General features: G+C 55.9%; 14 protein-coding genes and 1 other RNA gene. All 15 read left to right on the forward strand.

Annotated features, from left to right (window positions below; genetic code table 11):
• Positions 1 to 16: 16 nt before the first annotated feature.
• The 15 genes from rnpB to ftsA all read left to right on the forward strand — a co-directional run bounded on the left by rnpB (position 17) and on the right by ftsA (position 16,412).
• An RNA gene (rnpB, locus tag M5M_RS19785) (RNase P RNA component class A) lies at positions 17 to 363 on the forward strand.
• A gap of 557 nt (positions 364 to 920) precedes the next feature.
• A complete protein-coding gene (gene mraZ, locus M5M_RS17455) occupies positions 921 to 1,364 on the forward strand; it encodes a division/cell wall cluster transcriptional repressor MraZ (RefSeq protein ID WP_016389897.1) in 444 nt (147 codons plus the stop codon).
• A 9-nt stretch (positions 1,365 to 1,373) separates the two neighbouring features.
• A complete protein-coding gene (rsmH, locus tag M5M_RS17460; protein ID WP_015048835.1) occupies positions 1,374 to 2,294 on the forward strand; it encodes a 16S rRNA (cytosine(1402)-N(4))-methyltransferase RsmH in 921 nt (306 codons plus the stop codon).
• A gap of 74 nt (positions 2,295 to 2,368) precedes the next feature.
• Positions 2,369 to 2,659 carry a cell division protein FtsL gene (gene ftsL / locus M5M_RS17465; protein ID WP_015048836.1) on the forward strand — a complete coding sequence of 97 codons (291 nt, stop codon included), beginning with the start codon at positions 2,369 to 2,371 and terminating at the stop codon, positions 2,657 to 2,659.
• On the forward strand, positions 2,656 to 4,365 hold the full coding sequence (locus tag M5M_RS17470; protein WP_015048837.1) for a peptidoglycan D,D-transpeptidase FtsI family protein: 1,710 nt from the start codon (positions 2,656 to 2,658) through the stop codon (positions 4,363 to 4,365). The genes ftsL and M5M_RS17470 overlap by 4 nt, the downstream gene beginning before the upstream one ends.
• A complete protein-coding gene (locus M5M_RS17475) occupies positions 4,365 to 5,849 on the forward strand; it encodes a UDP-N-acetylmuramoyl-L-alanyl-D-glutamate--2,6-diaminopimelate ligase (protein WP_015048838.1) in 1,485 nt (494 codons plus the stop codon). The genes M5M_RS17470 and M5M_RS17475 overlap by 1 nt, the downstream gene beginning before the upstream one ends.
• Positions 5,846 to 7,234: a UDP-N-acetylmuramoyl-tripeptide--D-alanyl-D-alanine ligase gene (locus tag M5M_RS17480; RefSeq protein ID WP_015048839.1), complete on the forward strand. Its 1,389-nt coding sequence runs from the start codon at positions 5,846 to 5,848 to the stop codon at positions 7,232 to 7,234. The genes M5M_RS17475 and M5M_RS17480 overlap by 4 nt, the downstream gene beginning before the upstream one ends.
• Entirely contained in the window at positions 7,234 to 8,316 is a 1,083-nt protein-coding gene (gene mraY / locus M5M_RS17485) for a phospho-N-acetylmuramoyl-pentapeptide-transferase (protein WP_015048840.1), read from the forward strand. Before M5M_RS17480 ends, mraY begins: the two co-directional genes overlap by 1 nt.
• Before the next feature lie 19 nt (positions 8,317 to 8,335).
• Positions 8,336 to 9,685 (forward strand): UDP-N-acetylmuramoyl-L-alanine--D-glutamate ligase, encoded by a 1,350-nt coding sequence (gene murD, locus M5M_RS17490; RefSeq protein WP_015048841.1) that lies wholly within the window; start codon positions 8,336 to 8,338, stop codon positions 9,683 to 9,685.
• On the forward strand, positions 9,682 to 10,944 hold the full coding sequence (ftsW, locus tag M5M_RS17495) for a putative lipid II flippase FtsW (protein WP_015048842.1): 1,263 nt from the start codon (positions 9,682 to 9,684) through the stop codon (positions 10,942 to 10,944). The genes murD and ftsW overlap by 4 nt, the downstream gene beginning before the upstream one ends.
• Complete coding sequence (gene murG, locus M5M_RS17500; protein ID WP_015048843.1) at positions 10,937 to 11,998, forward strand: undecaprenyldiphospho-muramoylpentapeptide beta-N-acetylglucosaminyltransferase; 1,062 nt, start codon at positions 10,937 to 10,939, stop codon at positions 11,996 to 11,998. Before ftsW ends, murG begins: the two co-directional genes overlap by 8 nt.
• On the forward strand, positions 11,991 to 13,412 hold the full coding sequence (gene murC / locus M5M_RS17505) for a UDP-N-acetylmuramate--L-alanine ligase (protein WP_015048844.1): 1,422 nt from the start codon (positions 11,991 to 11,993) through the stop codon (positions 13,410 to 13,412). The genes murG and murC overlap by 8 nt, the downstream gene beginning before the upstream one ends.
• Before the next feature lie 4 nt (positions 13,413 to 13,416).
• Entirely contained in the window at positions 13,417 to 14,367 is a 951-nt protein-coding gene (locus tag M5M_RS17510) for a D-alanine--D-alanine ligase (protein WP_015048845.1), read from the forward strand.
• Positions 14,364 to 15,119 (forward strand): cell division protein FtsQ/DivIB, encoded by a 756-nt coding sequence (locus tag M5M_RS17515; protein WP_015048846.1) that lies wholly within the window; start codon positions 14,364 to 14,366, stop codon positions 15,117 to 15,119. The genes M5M_RS17510 and M5M_RS17515 overlap by 4 nt, the downstream gene beginning before the upstream one ends.
• A 60-nt stretch (positions 15,120 to 15,179) precedes the next feature.
• Positions 15,180 to 16,412 carry a cell division protein FtsA gene (gene ftsA / locus M5M_RS17520; protein WP_015048847.1) on the forward strand — a complete coding sequence of 411 codons (1,233 nt, stop codon included), beginning with the start codon at positions 15,180 to 15,182 and terminating at the stop codon, positions 16,410 to 16,412.
• The last annotated feature ends 53 nt before the right edge of the window (positions 16,413 to 16,465 follow it).

Raw genomic sequence — 16,465 nt, forward strand, 5'->3', positions numbered from 1 at the left:
TTCATTAATGTGTCCGCGAGCCAGCCAGACAGTCGCTCCCGCAAGGGGGAGGAAAGTCCGGGCTCCACAGGGTAGAGTGCCAGGTAACGCCTGGGGGGTGAAAGCCCACGGAAAGTGCAGCAGAGAGCAGACCGCCTAAGCGCGCGCAAGCGTGCCGGTAAGGGTGAAAGGGTGCGGTAAGAGCGCACCGCGCAACTGGTAACAGTTTGTGGCATGGTAAACCCCACTCGGAGCAAGACCAAATAGGCCTTCTATGGTGTGTCCCGCACTGAAGGCGGGTAGGTTGCTTGAGGCCAGTGGTGACACTGGTCCCAGATGAATGACTGTCCTAGACAGAACCCGGCTTATCGGCTGACTCAACTAATTTACAGGTGCTGTGCCGGCGGTTGGCTCAGCAGCTTTTGGCCAGTAAAGTGGCGCCGGCTACTGTCCCGGACAGGTCCTTTCCACTTTTTACCAGGCCAGAGGGCGGCTTATCGGCCGACTCAACTAGATATACAGGTGCTGTGCCGGCGGTTGGCTCAGCAGCTTTTGGCCAGTAAGTGGCGCCGGCTACTGTCCCGGACAGGTCCTTCCGCTTTTTACCCGGCCAGAGGGCGGCTGTGCCGCTGACTCGCGCCAACTCTCTGAACCGGATTTTCGGTTATATCTCCCGACTCTCATATAAGAATCTGTTCCTACTCTTAACAATCTACTTTAAGTTTGTTGCTTAACGTATTGATTGTTATGTCTTTGCTGCTTTCCTTGTGGCCGAGTTCCTGCTTGATCGACGCCCGTTCGCCGCTAAATGCCTGATTTTGCTAGCAACTTCTCGCCACTTCGCTTGACTTTAAAAGGCACAGATTTATAGTGTGGCAATGTGGGAAAAAGTGGGTAAAAGTGGAATTTAGTGTCATGAACAGCAGGGTGAGTGGGAAATAGTGTTTCTCGGAAGCCATTCCATCAGCATGGATGCCAAGGGGCGTCTGGCGATTCCGGCTCGTATTCGCGAGTCGTTGGTGGAATTGTGTGCCGGAAAACTGGTGGTGACCGCCCATACCGAAGAGCGCTGTCTGCTGGTGTATCCAGAGCCTCAATGGCTCGAAATTCTGCCCAAAATTGAAGCTTTACCCAGTTTTAATAAGATTGCCCGCCGCACCCAGCGCCTGTTGATAGGTTATGCCACGCCGCTGGAAGTGGATGGCAATGGGCGTGTGTTGCTGCCGCCCACGCTGCGTGAGTACGCCCAGCTCGACAAGAAGCTGATGTTGGTCGGGCAGGGGAAAAAACTGGAGCTGTGGTCGGAGGCAAGTTGGCTGCAGTGGCTGGATGCGGATGCCGGAGATGACGAAATGCCGGTTGAAATGCAGTCGCTGTCTTTATAAGGGGCGGCCATGGTTGCGCAAGAACACTACACAGTACTGCTCAATGAGGCGGTGGACGCTCTGATCACCGATCCCTCGGGTATCTATGTGGATGGCACTTTTGGCCGCGGTGGCCATAGTCGTCTGGTGTTGACGAGACTCGCAGGCGATGGGCGATTGATAGGGGTTGATAAAGACCCCCAAGCCATTGCCTCGGCCGAAGCACTGGCTGCCGCAAACAGCCGGTTTTCGGTCCGTCATGGCAGTTTTGCCCAGATCGGCGAATGGTTTGAGCCGGCTTCCGTTGATGGTGTTTTGTTGGATCTGGGGGTGTCGTCGCCACAGTTAGATCAGGCTGAACGGGGTTTTTCGTTTATGCAGGATGGCCCGCTGGATATGCGCATGGACACCACCAGTGGTCAGAGTGCTGCGCAATGGTTGGCAGTGGCTGAGGCGGAGGACATTGCGTTTGTATTGAAAGAGTTTGGTGAGGAGCGCTTTGCCAAACGCATGGCGTCGGCCATTGTGCGCGAGCGCGACATTGAACCTATCACCACAACCGCACGCCTGGCAAAAATTGTGAGTGAGGCGAATCCTGCGTGGGAAAAAGGTAAGCACCCTGCAACGCGGGCCTTTCAGGCGATCCGCATATTTATCAATAACGAGTTGGGTGATCTGGAAGTTGTTCTGGAGGCTGCTCTCAAGGTGCTCAAGCCGGGTGGCCGGTTGGTGGTGATCAGTTTTCATTCGCTTGAGGATCGCCTGGTCAAACGATTTATCCGTGATAAAGAGCGCGGACCGCAGCTGCCCAAAGGGTTGCCGGTGATGGAAAGTCAGATAACGAAGACGCTGAAGAGTCTGGGTAAGGCGGTGAAGGCCAGTGCCCGTGAGCTCGATGAAAATCAGCGCTCACGCAGTGCGGTTATGCGCTGCGCAGAAAAACTGGGCTGAGGCCTGTGGGTCAGACTGTTGGTCTGATCATTTGAGCTAACAACGACAAAAGGGGCAATTGGGTGTCAAATCCAATGGCAAATACAACGCAGCCGAAAGGCCTGTTAATTGCAGTGGTAGTAGCGCTGTGGTTGGCCGTGACTGCGTCCGCGTTACTGGTAGTGGGTGCCACTCACCAGGCGCGTCTGTCGTTTTTTGAGCTTGAATCCCTGCGACGCGAAGCGCAGGAACTGGAAATCCAGCGCGGTCAGTACTTGCTGGAGCAAAGCACCTGGGCGGCCTACAGTCGGGTGGAAAATCTGGCGCATAAAAAACTCGGTATGCGTCTGCCCGAGCCGAGCGATATTGTTATGGTGACGCCATGAAACGGCCGCAGGCGAATCACCAACTGGCGCGCTGGCGTTTGGTGTTTGTGGTGTTGGTGCTGCTGCTGCTGGCCGGATTGCTGCTGGCTCATCTCGCTCGCGTTCAGGTATTGCCGGGTGAAGAGAAAGGTTTTGAATTCCTGCAGAACCAGGGTGAAGCCCGCACTCTGCGCGAAGAGCGCATCGCCGCCTACCGCGGCGTGATTACCGATCGCAATGGCGAGCCCTTGGCGGTCAGCACGCCGGTTCTCTCTTTGTGGGCCAACCCAAAATTAGTGCCCGATCAGTCGGTTGATCAATTGGCCAAAGCGCTGGCCATTAAGCCGTCTCAATTGCGTCAGCGCCTGGCAGCCAATGCGACGCGTGAATTTATCTACCTCAAGCGACACCTGCCACCCCAGGACGCCAACAAAGTGTTGGAGTTGGATATTCCCGGTGTCAGTGCTGAACAGGAATACCGTCGCTATTACCCGGCAGCAGAAGTTACCTCGCACCTGGTGGGCTTTACCAATGTGGATGAGCGGGGGCAGGAAGGTATCGAGCTGGCCTACGATGCCTGGCTGGAAGGGCACGCAGGTTCGAAACAGGTGTTACGCGATCTGAAGGGCCGCAATATCAAGGAAGTGGCGCTGTTGAAGTCGGCCGAGTCGGGTAAAGATCTGGCCTTATCCATCGATCTGCGTTTGCAGTACCTGGCCTATCGCGAGCTGAAAGCGGCGGTGCAGGCACACCAGGCCAAAGCAGGTTCAATTGTGGTGATGGATGTGGGTACCGGTGAAGTACTGGCGATGGCAAATCAGCCCAGCTACAACCCGAATGATCGCACCAACCTCACCCCGGCGGCATTGCGCAACCGCGCCATCACCGATCAGTTTGAGCCGGGCTCAACGGTTAAACCGATTACTATCATGACGGCGTTGGAAGCGGGTACGGTGTCTCCGCATACCACCATTGAGACGTCGCCGGGCTACATTCGTGTGGGCAAGAAAACGCTGCTCGATCCGGTCAATTACGGCACCATCGATGTGACCAAAATCATTACCAAATCGAGCCAGGTTGGATTGACCAAGGTTGCGCTCAAGCTGCAGCCTGAAATGATCCGCAATATGTATGCGCGGCTGGGTTTTGGTCAGGTGACCGATTCGGGCTTCCCGGGTGAAAGTGCGGGCCAGCTGCCTAATTACACGCGTTGGCAACCGATTGTTCAGGCGAACTACGCCTTTGGATACGGTCTTACTGTGACCGCTCTGCAATTAGCCCAGGCCTACACGACCATCGCTGCGGGCGGTGTGAAAAAGCCCGTGAGCATTCTGCGTCTGGACGCACTGCAGGACGGCGAGCGCGTTGTAGAGCCGCGTTATACCGGGCAGCTGGTCGACATGTTGAAAACCGTGGTTCAGCCGGGCGGTACGGCTGTGCGTGCCAATCTGGAAACTTACCCTGTCGCCGGCAAAACCGGCACCGCCCATAAAGTCGGACCCAATGGTTATGAGGCCAGCCGCTACCGTTCATTGTTTGCCGGCATGGCGCCTGCGGATGATCCGCGTCTGGTCGTTGTCGTGGTGATTGATGAGCCGGGTGCGGGTAAGTATTTTGGCGGCGACGTGGCGGCACCTGTGTTTGCACGGGTGGCAGACAGTGCCTTGCGCACGCTTCAGGTGCCGCCGGTGATGACACAGCAAGTGGCACGGGGAGGCAGACACTGATGACAACTCCGTCTGTAGCGCTCAAACATTTGCTGCCTGAATGCGCATTGGCACCGTCCCTGGCGGAAATATCTGTTACTGGTGTGACGCTGGATAGCCGTGAAGTGAACAGCGGTTATGTGTTTCTGGCCATGCAGGGTACCCGTGAGCACGGGATTCGTTATCTGGATCAGGTGTTACAGGCCGGGGCCGTTGCGGTGCTGGTGGAGCAGGCGGATGACCTGCCCGCAGCGCTGCCGGAAAACGCGGTAGTGATTGACGCCTTGAGTGCCAAGGCCAGTGAAATCGCTGCCCGCTTTTACGGCTTGCCCGGTCAGGAGTTGCACACTATCGGTGTGACCGGGACCAATGGAAAAACCACCTGCACACAGTTGTTAGCGCGTTTGTATCACGCGCTGGGTGAGCGCGCGGCGGTCATGGGCACGATGGGTTATGGGCTGATAGGTAAGCCTTTGCGGGATACCGGCATGACCACGCCGGATGCAGTGTCATTTCAACGTATCCTGCGCGATTTGCGCAACCAGCATGCACGCCATTTGGCAGTCGAAATATCCTCTCATGCGCTGGCCCAAAACAGAGTGGCTGCTGTACCTGTACAGACCGCGGTATTTACCAATCTCACCCGCGATCACCTGGACTTTCATCAGACCATGGAGGCTTACGGTGCCGCCAAGCGTGCACTGTTTTCTCAGCTGGGAATCAAGCGCGGCATTATCAACATCGACGATACCTTTGGTCGCGAAATGTCTTCTGCCTTGCCGGGGTTGACGGTGATTACCTATGGCCTTGCACCGGATGCTCAGGTACGCGCCAGCGAAATCCGATACGAAACCCGTGGGCTACAGGCGCGTGTTGACACGCCATGGGGCGCCGGCGAGTTGCGTAGCCAATTGGTGGGTGAATTTAATTTGCATAATTTATTGGCCGTTGTCGCTACGGCTTGCGCCGAAGGCTACAGCCTGCAAGAGGTGTTGGCGGCGGTTCCTACCTTGCGCCCGGTGTGTGGCCGGATGGAGTTGTTGGGGGCTGACCAGTCGGTGCAGGTGGTGGTCGATTACGCCCATACGCCCGATGCCTTGCGGGCGCTGCTGGCTGCAGCCCGCGCCCATTGTGCGGGCAAACTCTGGTGTGTATTTGGCTGCGGCGGTGATCGCGACAAAGGCAAGCGCGCGGACATGGCGCGCATAGCAGAAGCCATGGCGGATCAATGCGTTGTTACCAGCGATAATCCTCGCACCGAAAACCCCGAGCTCATTATTCAGGATGTAATGGCCGGCTTTAACGAACCTGACCGTGTTATCCAGCAGGTGGATCGCAAGGCCGCGATCGCGACTGCGGTGGCGCAAGCGCAAGCCGGTGACTGGGTGTTGGTGGCAGGTAAGGGCCACGAAGACTACCAGATTATAGGTACCCGCAAGCTGCCGTTTTCAGATCAGGAAGAGGCGCGCAAGGCGCTCGCGCTTCGCGTCGGGGGTGCTGCATGATTACTGCCGTTTCGCTGCACGCCATGCAAGCCCGTTTTGGCGGCTCGCTTTCCGCCGCTGACGCGAGCGTCGATCGCGTGTGCATTGACAGTCGTACACTCAAACCCGGTGATTGTTTTGTCGCCATCGTGGGCGAAAACTTTGATGGTCATACCTTTGTTGAGGCGGCTGTGGCGGCGGGTGCGCAGTCACTGGTGGTGAGTCAAGCATGGGCAAAACAACATGCCCCCTTGCCGGTGCCCACCTGGCAGGTTGCCAATACCACCGAAGCACTCTGGCAATTTGCCAGAATCCAGCGCGAGCACTTTCAGGGGCCGGTTGTGGCGATTACCGGTAGCGCCGGTAAAACCACAGTTAAACAGATGCTGGCAGCCATTGGTCAGGCGGCCTTTGGCGCCGATGCCGTATTGTTCACGCAGGGCAATCTCAACAACCATATCGGGGTGTCCTTGACCTTGTTTTCGCTGACACCCGCACACCGTTTCGCCGTTATTGAGATGGGCGCCAGCGGGCCCGGCGAAATTGCGCCGCTGGCGTGGCAGGCCCAGCCGAGTGTATCGGTAGTGAACAACGTGATGCCGGTGCATGTGGAAGGATTTGGCAGTGTTGCCGGTGTGGCGGACACCAAATCGGCAATCTACGACGGTTTGTCAGCAGAGGGCGTGGCAGTCATCAATGCCGACGATGGGTTTGCGCCAGCGTTCAAACAAAAAAATCTTAACCGACAGCAGATGACTTTTTCTCTGGCAGATTCAGCGGCCGATGTTTACGCATCAGATGTGGAAAATGCTGAGTTGCATGCTCGTTTTATGCTGCACTCACCGCACGGCAGTCAGTTGATTCAATTGCCGGTGGCGGGCATACACAACGTGGGCAATGCGTTGTGTGCCGCTGCCTGTGCGCTGGCCTCCGGGATCTCGCTTGACATTATTGCGCGAGGGTTGGCGGGTTTCGAATCGGCTAAAGGTCGCTATCACGTGATAAAGGTATCCGATCGGTTGACGGTGATCGATGATACCTACAATGCCAATCCCGAGGCGGTCAAGGCAGCGCTGCGGGCGCAGGCCAGTTTTACCACGCCTCGCTGGTTGGTGTTGGGCGATATGGGTGAACTGGGCCCGCAGGCGACAGAGATGCACGCGGATGTAGGCACATTTGCGCGCGACCTGGGCGTGGAGAAAGTCTTTACCGTCGGGACATTGAGTCAAGCCACCAGCGCTGCAGCGGGTGGTTTACATTTTGAGACGCAGGCCGCATTGATTGCTGCGCTGCAGGACGATATCCGGCGCCAGGCAGGGCCCACAACAATATTAATAAAGGGTTCGCGAAGTGCTCGCATGGAATTTGTAGTGCAAGCCCTGAACAACAATGGGGGAGTGCACTGATGCTGCTTTGGCTGGCTGACATTTTACAACAATACCTGAATGCGTTCGGCGTGGTGAAATACCTGTCGGTGCGCGCCATCCTGGGCGTGTTGACTGCATTGGGTATTTCTTTATTGGTGGGCCCCTGGATGATCCGGCGCCTGAATTACCTGCAGATCGGTCAGGCTGTCCGCAACGACGGCCCTCAAACCCACCTGAGTAAATCTGGTACGCCCACCATGGGCGGCACCCTTATCCTGGCGGCGATTTTCGTCAGTGCCTTGCTGTGGAGCGACTTGGGTAATCGCTATGTCTGGGTTGTACTGGCAGTAACTTTCATATTTGGCGCAGTCGGTTGGGTTGATGACTACCGCAAGGTGGTCGAGAAAAATTCCCGGGGGTTGCCGGCCAAGTGGAAATATTTCTGGCAATCCGTTGGCGGCTTGGGCGCGGCTGTGTTCTTGTATCAGTCGGCCCAGGTGCCGGCAGAGACGCAGCTCTATGTGCCTTTCTTCAAAGATGTGGCCATTGCCATGGGGCCGGTGTTTATTGTGCTCACTTATTTTGTGGTTGTGGGCGCCAGCAATGCGGTGAACCTGACCGATGGCCTGGATGGACTGGCCATCATGCCGTCTGTGATGGTGGGTGGTGCGCTGGGTATCATCGCCTACCTGGCCGGGCACGTGGAATTTGCGAATTACCTGCACATTGCGTATGTACCGGGTGCTGGCGAGTTGGTGGTGTTTTGCGGTGCGCTGGCGGGTGCTGGCCTGGGCTTTCTGTGGTTCAACACTTACCCGGCCCAGGTGTTCATGGGCGACGTGGGTGCATTGGCCCTGGGTGCTGCACTGGGCGTGATTGCCGTGATTGTGCGACACGAGATTGTGTTCTTCATTATGGGCGGTGTGTTTGTGATGGAAACCGTCTCGGTGATTCTGCAGGTGGGCTCGTACAAGCTTACCGGGCGCCGGATTTTCCGGATGGCGCCACTGCATCATCATTTTGAATTGAAAGGTTGGCCTGAGCCGCGCGTCATTGTGCGGTTCTGGATTATTACAGTAATGCTCGTGCTGGTGGGGCTTGCCACCCTGAAGCTGCGTTAGTGAAGGTACGGGATAGAACGTGGATAATCTGATCGCAAAAAGTAAGCAACTTGCCGTGGTGGGTCTGGGCGTCACCGGGCTGTCGGTTGCGCGTTATTGTACGCGCAAGCAGTTGCCTTTTGCGTTGTTTGACTCCCGCTTAGCGCCGGCCCAGTTGGATACGTTCAAGCGCGAATTTCCCAACGTCGAAGTCCACCTGGGTCCTTTGGATGTGGACAAGTTGGTCGGCTTTGATGAGATCATCCTGAGCCCGGGTTTGAGTCTGAAAGAAGCGGCGATTGCAGAGTGTGTGACTCGCGGCCTCCCGGTCGTGGGTGACATTGAGTTATTTGTGCGTGAGGCAACAGCGCCCATCGTTGCGATTACCGGCTCTAACGCCAAGAGCACTGTCACCACGCTGGTGGGTGACATGGCAAAGGACGCAGGGCTCAAGGTTGGCGTAGGAGGCAATCTCGGTACCGCTGCATTGGACCTGCTTGCTGACGACGCCGAGTTGTACGTGCTGGAATTGTCCAGCTTTCAGCTGGAAACCACGCAGCGGGTTGGTGCCCGTGTCGCCAGTGTGCTGAATCTTAGCGATGATCACCAGGATCGTTACGATAGTTTTGCCGCCTACCACGCAGCGAAAATGCGGATTTATTTCGGCGCCGAACACATCGTGATTAATCGTGATGATGTGCTGACCCGCCCGCCATTGGGTAACCATGTTACGGTCAGCAGTTTCGGCTTGGGTAAGCCGGATTTCAAAGAGTTCGGTGTGATGATGGTGAAAGGTGAGGCACACCTTGCGTACCAGTTTGAGCCGTTGTTGCCGGTCAGCGAACTGAAAATCCGTGGCAAGCACAATGTGGCAAATGCTTTGGCCGCGCTGGCCATCGGTACTGCCGCAGGCTTACCTTTGGCGGGCATGTTGAAAACGCTCAAACAATTCAAAGGATTACCGCACCGGTGTGAATGGGTAGCGTCAGTTCGTGGCGTTGAATACATCAATGATTCCAAAGGCACCAATGTGGGTGCCACGCTGGCTGCCATAGAAGGGTTTGCCAGTGATCAGCACAAGCTGGTGCTCATTGCCGGCGGTGATGGTAAAGGCGCCGATTTCGCACCGCTAAAACAGGCAATTGATCAGCATGTGCGCGGTCTGGTTGTGATCGGTAAAGATGCAAAGGCGATTGCAGCACTCGCAGGTCCTCAGGTTCAGGTAGGTTTTGCCTCTGATATGGGCGATGCGGTTGTGCAGGCGCAGGCCATTGCGCACGCAGGTGATAAGGTGTTGTTGTCACCCGCGTGTGCATCGCTGGACATGTTCCGCAATTACGCGGACCGCGGTGAGCAATTCGTCGCATCGGTCAGGGGGTTGCTGGGATGAGCCTGACGATGGCATTGAAACCCGCAGCCCTTGACCCGGATTTACTGACCCGGTTACGGCCCGAAATCGGTCGTCTGCTGACTACCCGCATGGTATTGGTCTGGGCAGTTTTGATGACCTTTGGCGTCATTATGGTGGCGTCCGCATCGATTGGTTTTGCCGACACCACTTTGCATGATCCGTGGTACTTCACGCGTCGGCATGTGATTTTTCTGATGATGGGATTAACGCTTGCTTTGGTGGTGGCGTTGGTACCACTGGCCGTGTGGCAGAAATATGCGTGGGTGTTGATTCTGCTGGCGATTGTGCTGCTGGCGGTTGTGCTTATCCCTGGGATCGGTCGCCGCGTGAACGGGAGTCAACGCTGGATCGCTTTCGGCCCCTTGACGCTGCAAGCCTCAGAAGCCGTTAAATTCTGTGCCATCGTATTTTTTGCGTCTTATTTCACCCGCCGGGCGGCGCCGTTATCGAGCCAGAATAAAGGTTTGTTGCGTGCCTTGTCATTGCTTGGCGTGCTGGTTGTATTGCTGTTGCTTGAGCCGGACTTTGGCAGTTCGGTGGTGCTGTGTGTGACCGTCATAGCCATGCTGTTTTTTGTTGGTGCGCGGTTGTTCATCATGATCGTGCTGGGATTATTGGCCGTGGCTGCGTTGAGTGCTGTGGCAGTGCTTTCGCCCTATCGCATGCAGCGTTTGGTGACTTTTCTGGATCCCTGGGCTGACCAGTTCAATACCGGCTACCAGTTAACCCAATCACTGATTGCGTTTGGCAATGGCCAATGGACCGGCGCGGGGCTTGGCAACAGCATCCAGAAATTGCTGTACCTGCCAGAGGCGCACACGGATTTCGTGTTTGCGGTGGTGGCGGAGGAGTTCGGCTTGGTGGGTTGTGTGTTGGTGCTTGCCTTGTTCGGTTGCCTGATTTACGAGTTGCTGCGCCGGGTGAAAAGCCGTATGGCGCATCAGGATACCTTCAGCGCGCTGCTCGCCTTTGGTGTGGCCGTGTTGTTTGCGTTCCAGACGTTTGTCAATGTGGGTGTGTCCTCCGGTTTTTTGCCCACCAAAGGTCTGACCTTACCGTTCATCAGTTCGGGTGGCAGCAGCTTGTTGTTGTGCTGCGCGCTGATGGGATTGATGTTGCGCATCGACTGGGAATCGGAAGTACAAGTGGTGCGTGCGACCCGCAAAACCGTGAAAAAACGCGCGACAAAATCAGTCGCCAAGCCCTCGTCTTTGGAAGAGGAGGACGCCGATGCCTAGCGCGTTGATCATGGCCGGTGGCACGGGTGGCCACGTATTTCCTGCCTTGGCGGTTGCGGAGGCGCTGCGCGCACAGGGTTGGGATACGCAATGGCTTGGCACGCAGCGGGGAATCGAAGCGCGCCTTGTGCCGCAAGCGGGCATCAGTCTGCACACAATGCAGGTGCAAGGGTTACGTGGTAAAGGCATGCTCAGTTTGCTGAAGGCGCCTTTTAATCTGATGCGAGCCTTGTGGCAAGCACGGCGCATATTGCGGCAATGCCAGCCTTCATTGGTATTGGGTTTTGGCGGCTTTGCGTCAGGCCCCGGCGGGTTGATGGCGCGCTTGCAAGGGCTGCCGTTGGTCATTCATGAACAGAATGCACGCGCAGGTACCACCAACCGATTGTTGGCGCCGATTGCCACGCGGGTACTTGAGGCCTTTGACTCAGGCCTGAAAAACGCCGAGCAAGTGGGCAACCCGGTGCGTGAAAGTATTCGGGCTATTGCTGTGCCTCAAACGCGGCTTGAGGGGCGCACGGGTCCCATCCAGGTGTTGGTTTTGGGAGGCAGTCTGGGCGCACAGTTTTTTAATCAGACACTGCCGTCCGCCTTTGCCAAATTGGACAAGCCCGTGCAGGTGGTGCATCAGACCGGTGAGAAATGGGCCGAGGCTTGCCAACAACAGTATGCGCAGGCAGGTTTTGATGCGGTGCGCGTTCAGGCTTTTATTGAGGATATGGCAGCGGCGTATGAGCAGGCGGATCTGGTGATCTGTCGCGCCGGTGCGCTGACGGTGAGTGAAGTGGCCTGCGCGGGCGCTGCAGCATTGTTTGTGCCCTATCCGCATGCGATAGATGATCACCAGACCGCCAACGCCCGGTGGTTAGTTGAACGAGGCGCAGCGCGTATGTACGCCCAGTCGGCACTGGATGAAAACGTGTTGATAAAAGAATTAAACGGCCTGTGTGACAGGGCGGTATTGAGCCGGATGGCAATCAAGGCGCGCGAGTGCGCGCGGCCAGAGGCAACCGCCAGCGTGGTGACCGTATGTCAGGAGGTCATTAATGACTAAGTCAAAGTTATACCAGATTCCGGAAATGCGCCGGATCCGTCGCATTCATTTTATCGGGATTGGTGGCGCCGGCATGAGTGGTATTGCCGAAGTGTTGTTGAATCTGGGCTACCAGATCACCGGTTCCGATATGCGTGCGTCGCAGACGACCCGCCATCTGGAGTCAAAAGGCGCCACGGTGTTTATTGGCCATCGGTCAGAGCAGGTCGATGGCGCCGATGTGGTGGTTAATTCCACTGCCGTCAAAGCGACAAACCCTGAGCTGGTGGCGGCCCGAGAGCACCGGATTCCGATTGTGCGGCGCGCTGAAATGCTGGGCGAGTTAATGCGCTACCGGCATGGTATCGCCATTGCGGGTACCCATGGAAAAACGACCACTACGTCGTTAATGGCATCGGTATTGGCTGCCGACGGCAAAGACCCCACGTTTGTCATCGGGGGCCTGCTGAATAGCGCCGGATCTAATGCCAAGTTGGGTGAAAGTCGCTATCTGGTGGCCGAAGCCGATGAGTCAGATGCTTCGTTTTTGCATCTTCAGCCGATGGTCTCTGTAGTGACCAACATCGATGCTGACCATATGGATACCTATGGCGGTGATTTTTCGGTGCTGAAAAAAACCTTCCTGGATTTTCTGCACAATTTGCCATTTTACGGCTTGGCGGTTGTATGTGGTGACGATGAAGTGGTCTGCGAATTGTTGCCGCAGATCAACCGGCCGGTTATCACCTACGGTTTCGGTGATCATTGTGATGTGCGAGCGACTAACATCCGGCAGGATAAAATGTCCACCTCCTTTGATGTGATCCGGCCGGGTGCCGAGCCCTTGCCCGTTACCGTGAATATGCCGGGTGAACACAATGTGTTGAATGCGCTGGCAGTGATTGCCGTGGCCACCGATGAAGGGGTTGCCGACGAAGCCATACAGCAGGGGCTGGCGGGATTCCAGGGGGTTGGGCGCAGGTTTCAGGTGCACAGTGAAATGCCTGTGGGTGAATCAGGCAGTGCCATGCTGGTGGACGACTATGGCCATCATCCCAGGGAAGTGGCCGCCACCATTAAAGCGGTGCGCTCTGGTTGGCCTTATCGCCGTTTGGTCATGGTGTACCAGCCACATCGCTATTCGCGCACGCGCGATTTGTTTGAAGATTTTGTCGACGTATTAAGTGGTGTTGATGCGTTGGTGTTGCTTGAGGTGTACTCCGCCGGTGAAGACCCTATTCCCGGTGCGGACGGGCGCGCGCTCAGCCGTTCGGTTCGCAATCGCGGTGTCGTAGATCCGGTGTTTGTGGAGTCGGTGGAGCAGGTCGCGCAGGCGTTGTCCCACGTCATTCAACCCAACGATATCGTCATCACGCAGGGCGCTGGTAACGTGGGACAGTTGGCGGCCGAGTTGGCCGGCAGGAAGTGGAGCTGAAATTATGCTGAACGTAAAAGACTTCCGCTTTGACCAACAAACCCTTCGGGCTATCGGGCGCGTGGGCGTATTGCTCGGCGGTGATTCTGCTGAACGCGAAGTGAGCCTCAAGTCCGGCACGGCGATTGCTGACGCATTGAACAGTGCGGGTCTGGATGTGGTGAAAATTGATACGGCGAAGGATGCGATCGGTCTAATCCAGCAGGCTGCGATCGATGTGGCATTTATCGCTCTGCATGGTCCGGGCGGTGAAGATGGACGGATGCAGGCGCTATTGGATTTTATGGGTATTCCCTACACCGGCAGTGGTGTACAGGCGTCTGCAATTGCCATGGATAAATGGCGCACGAAGCAGATTTGGCGTGGCGAGAGTTTGTCGACACCCGACTACCGGATAGTGAATGCAGATTCGGATCTGGCGACAATACTGGCAGAACTGGGCGGCAAAGTGATGGTAAAGCCCAGCCATGAAGGCTCTTCCATTGGCATGTCGCGGGTCGAGTCGTTGGCTGAATTTAAGGTCGCGCTGCAAACGGCGCTGTCGCTGGATGCCACAGTCATTGTCGAACGGTTAATAGAGGGTGCTGAATATACCGTGGCCATTTTAGGCGACGAAGTATTGCCGCCGATCAAACTGGAGGCCGCCAACCGCTTTTACGATTACGACGCAAAATATATATCTAACGCAACGCGCTATATCTGCCCCTGTGGCCTGAATGAAACCAAAGAAGCCGAGCTTAAAGCGCTCGCAATGGCAGGCTTTAAGGCGATTGGCTGCAAAGGCTGGGGGCGGGTCGATGTGATGGCCGATGGCGCCGGCAATTTCTATATGTTGGAAGTGAATACGGTGCCCGGCATGACAGACCACTCGTTGGTACCGATGGCGGCGAAGCAGGCGGGCTACAGTTTTGAAAGTCTGGTGTGCAACATATTGCAGGATGCGATTCACGCATGAGTGAGCGTCGGCGTGGTGCAAAAGCCAAGCAGGAAAGTGTCAAGCGACCGGGCCTGATTCGCCGCTTGTGCCTGATGCTTGTGCTGGTCTCCGCGCTGGCATGGCTTACACCCATGATGGTGCAAGAAGCGTTGGTGATCTGGGACAGACCGGTGCAGGAAGTCACCATTGAAGGCCCGTTCAAATGGGTGGCGCGCGAGCAGATAGCAAATCTGATCGGCGAGCAGATAAATACGGGCTTCTGGGCGCTTGATATTGCGGCGCTGCAACACAGCATCGAGCAAGACGCCTGGGTAGATCGGGTATCTATTCGGCGCAAGTGGCCCGACAGGTTAGTGATTGAGATTGAAGAGCAAAAGCCTATTGCGCGCTGGGGCAGTACTGGTTATGTGAATGTCCGTGGTGAACTGATTGAATCAGATGCGGCGATGTATCAGTTGTCAGGATTGCCGACCTTGGTTGCGGCGCCGGAGAATCTGGAAAAAATGCTGCAGTACTATCAGACCATTGCCGAGTTGATGTACGCCCGCGATCTGCGTTTGGCCAGTATCGAAGTCGATGCGCGGGGCAGCTGGACGGTGAGTTTGGCAGACGGTGTTGCCATACGATTTGGACGTCAGTCATTGCAGACAAGAATTAGACGATTCGCCAAGGTGTTTGACGTCGAACTCAGGTCCCATTGGGCGAATGTCAGTGCAGTTGATGTGAGATATAACAATGGCATCGCAGTGAGCTGGCGCGATGCAGGATAAAAAGTGCGGCATCGCACTTAGGAAGACCATTATGGAACAATACAAAACGGGGATAAGCACATGCCACCGGTAAATGAAAACCGGATGATCGTCGGGTTGGATATCGGCACGTCAAAAGTCGTTGCGATTGTTGGCGCCTTGTCGGCTGACGGCGAGCTGGAAATTGTTGGCATCGGCTCGCATAAGTCATCGGGACTGAAGAAAGGCGTAGTCGTCAATATCGAGTCGACGGTGCACTCCATCCAGCGCGCAGTGGAAGAGGCCGAGCTGATGGCCGGATGCCAGATAGATTCGGTCTATGCCGGTATTGCGGGCAGTCATATCAGCAGTCTGAATTCCCACGGCATTGTGGCAATTAAGGACCGGGAAGTTTTCAATCAGGACGTTGAGCGGGTCATTGATGCCGCTCAGGCGGTGGCGATTCCGGCGGATCAGAAAATTTTGCACATCCTGCCGCAGGAATACCTGATCGATAATCAGGAAGGCGTGCGCGAACCTTTGGGAATGTCCGGTGTCCGGCTCGAAGCCAAAGTGCACCTGGTCACTTGCGCTGTTAATGCCGCGCAGAACATTGAAAAATGTATTCGCAAATGCGGTTTGGAAGTGGACGACATTATTCTGGAACAGTTGGCGTCCAGTTATGCGGTGTTGACGGAAGATGAAAAGAGCCTGGGTGTTTGTCTGGTCGATATCGGCGGAGGCACCACGGACATTGCAATATTTACCGATGGTTCTATCCGGCATACTAAATCGATTCCGATTGCAGGTGACCAGGTGACCAATGATATTGCGATGGCATTGCGCACACCCACGGCACACGCCGATGAAATCAAAATCAAATATGCCTGTGCACTGGCGAAGCTTGCCGGTGCAGATGAAACTATCAAGGTACCTTCCGTGGGCGATCGGGAACCGCGTGAGCTTTCCCGTCAGGCGTTGGCGGAAGTCGTAGAGCCACGATACGACGAGCTGTTCACGTTGGTACAGGCAGAATTGCGTCGCAGTGGTTATGAAGATTTGGTGGCAGCGGGCATTGTACTGACTGGCGGCACCTCAAAAATGGAAGGTGTTGTCGAGCTTGCTGAAGAAATTTTTCACATGCCCGTCCGTCTGGGAGCACCCCAGAATGTGCGTGGCTTGAGTGACATAGTGAACAACCCGATTTACTCAACCGGTGTCGGGTTGCTGTTTTATGGCATGAAACAACAGGAAGGGAAACCCGTTAATGGAACCAAAGATAAAGGTAATAGCTGGTGGAGCCGGACCAAGGCTTGGCTGGCTGAAAATTTTTAAGGGCGATGCCCAAAGTAAACGTTGCAGTAACACGCTAATAAAAGACTTCGGTA

Source organism: Simiduia agarivorans SA1 = DSM 21679, from assembly GCF_000305785.2.
Lineage (GTDB): Bacteria > Pseudomonadota > Gammaproteobacteria > Pseudomonadales > Cellvibrionaceae > Simiduia > Simiduia agarivorans.

Excerpts from the sequence above, each read along its gene's own strand:
- ftsL (WP_015048836.1), top strand. The coding sequence starts at position 2,369 with ATGGCAAATACAACGCAGCCGAAAGGCCTGTTAATTGCAGTGGTAGTA.
- ftsA (WP_015048847.1), top strand. The coding sequence starts at position 15,180 with ATGCCACCGGTAAATGAAAACCGGATGATCGTCGGGTTGGATATCGGC.
- M5M_RS17475 (WP_015048838.1), top strand. The coding sequence starts at position 4,365 with ATGACAACTCCGTCTGTAGCGCTCAAACATTTGCTGCCTGAATGCGCA.
- ftsW (WP_015048842.1), top strand. The coding sequence starts at position 9,682 with ATGAGCCTGACGATGGCATTGAAACCCGCAGCCCTTGACCCGGATTTA.
- murG (WP_015048843.1), top strand. The coding sequence starts at position 10,937 with ATGCCTAGCGCGTTGATCATGGCCGGTGGCACGGGTGGCCACGTATTT.
- rsmH (WP_015048835.1), top strand. The coding sequence starts at position 1,374 with ATGGTTGCGCAAGAACACTACACAGTACTGCTCAATGAGGCGGTGGAC.
- mraY (WP_015048840.1), top strand. The coding sequence starts at position 7,234 with ATGCTGCTTTGGCTGGCTGACATTTTACAACAATACCTGAATGCGTTC.
- M5M_RS17515 (WP_015048846.1), top strand. The coding sequence starts at position 14,364 with ATGAGTGAGCGTCGGCGTGGTGCAAAAGCCAAGCAGGAAAGTGTCAAG.
- M5M_RS17480 (WP_015048839.1), top strand. The coding sequence starts at position 5,846 with ATGATTACTGCCGTTTCGCTGCACGCCATGCAAGCCCGTTTTGGCGGC.
- murC (WP_015048844.1), top strand. The coding sequence starts at position 11,991 with ATGACTAAGTCAAAGTTATACCAGATTCCGGAAATGCGCCGGATCCGT.
- M5M_RS17510 (WP_015048845.1), top strand. The coding sequence starts at position 13,417 with ATGCTGAACGTAAAAGACTTCCGCTTTGACCAACAAACCCTTCGGGCT.
- M5M_RS17470 (WP_015048837.1), top strand. The coding sequence starts at position 2,656 with ATGAAACGGCCGCAGGCGAATCACCAACTGGCGCGCTGGCGTTTGGTG.